This is a genomic window from Candidatus Parvarchaeota archaeon, assembly GCA_016866895.1.
In the GTDB taxonomy this organism is placed as follows: domain Archaea; phylum Micrarchaeota; class Micrarchaeia; order Anstonellales; family VGKX01; genus VGKX01.
Genome location: VGKX01000212.1, coordinates 1 through 1,411, shown reverse-complemented (window position 1 = coordinate 1,411; position 1,411 = coordinate 1). Strand labels below are relative to the sequence as shown.

Genomic DNA, 1,411 nt, shown 5'->3' with positions numbered 1-1,411 from the left:
AAATGTTTGAATGGATGAAGGACGCTAGGCTCAATGTGCCCAAGCTTTACACCCCCGAGGAGATTGACGGGCCGTGCATTGTAAAGCTTGCAGGGGCCAAAGGCGGGGCTGGATACAGGGTCGTAAAATCAACCAAGGAATTTTACCAGAGATTCAAAAATTCCGATGGATTGATAATACAGGAGTATCTGGTCGGCATACGGGCCTACCCGCATTATTTTTACTCGCCAATTTCAAAAGAGGGCTACCCTGCGGCAGGCGGAAGCCTGCAGCTTATGTCAATGGACAGGAGGGTTGAGACAAATGTTGACGAGCTTTACCGCACCATGTCAGTTGACGTGTGGGTAGACCCAAGCTTCACTATTGTCGGGAACGAGCCGGTTGCAATCAGGGAGTCGATGCTTGGGGAAATATTCGGGATTGGAAAGAGGGTTGTGGAATCTGCGCAGGGGCTTTTTGGCGGCATGCCCGGGCCATTTTGCATTGAGCTTGTGTGCAACAAGGACCTGGAATTTTATGCATTTGAAATTTCAGCGCGCATTGTGGCGGGCACCAATCTTTTCCCCCAGGGCTCATTTTACTCTGCTTATACGTACGACTACCCGGTAAGCACCGGCAGGCGCATAGCAATGGAGATAAAGGATGCCGCAAAGCGCGATTTGCTTGGGCAGGTCATTTACTGAACTGTTGAGGCGGTTGCAGGAGGCTTGTTTGGCTTGACCTAAGAGCCGTATAGATAATATAATAATCCTAAGCTTTGCAATAAGGATGTACTATTTAGTACATTTACCTGAAACCGGCATTGGCCGCAAATTGGTTTCTTGGACCGCAGGGGGGTTTTTTGATGCTTGTGATACCTTCAATAGACATATTGATGGGCAAATCAGTAGTGCTTGAACAGGGAGATGTTGAAAGAAAAAGCGAGTTTTCGCAAGACCCCTTTGAGGTTGCCAAGTATTGGGCAGAGGCCGGATGCCAGAGGGTGCACGTCATTGACCTGGATGGGGCCAGGACCGGAAAGCTTGTGAATATTGAGCTTATTGAGAGGATGGCAAAAGTAGCCCCTCTGCAGGTCGGAGGCGGCATCAGGAACATTGCGGATGCGGAACGGGTTGTGTCTGCAGGTGCAAAAATCATACTGGGCTCCTCGGTTGTCAAAAACCCGGAGCTTCTAATGGAGCTGCAGGGATTCAAAAACAGCCTGCTTGTCTCCCTTGACGCAAGGAAGGGCAAGGTTGTCATACAAGGCTGGCTTGAAAGCACGCAGCTTGACCCTTATTCTCTTGCAAAAAAGATTGAGAGGTATGCAAGCGGCATCATATTCACGGTAGTCGAGAGGGATGGAATAATGAAGGGGCCTGACTTTGAGGCCGTGAAAAAAATGGCAAGCAAAGTGAATGTTCCCGTGTAT

At 49.3% G+C, this 1,411-nt stretch carries 2 protein-coding genes; both read left to right on the top strand.

Annotated elements, in window-relative coordinates; genetic code table 11:
* Nucleotides 1-2: 2 nt before the first annotated feature.
* Entirely contained in the window at nucleotides 3-683 is a 681-nt protein-coding gene (locus tag FJZ26_06020) for a DUF1297 domain-containing protein (protein MBM3229964.1), read from the top strand.
* Nucleotides 684-844: 161 nt separating this feature from the next.
* Nucleotides 845-1,411: 1-(5-phosphoribosyl)-5-((5-phosphoribosylamino)methylideneamino)imidazole-4-carboxamide isomerase (locus tag FJZ26_06015; GenBank protein ID MBM3229963.1), on the top strand; the 567-nt coding region annotated here is incomplete at its 3' end.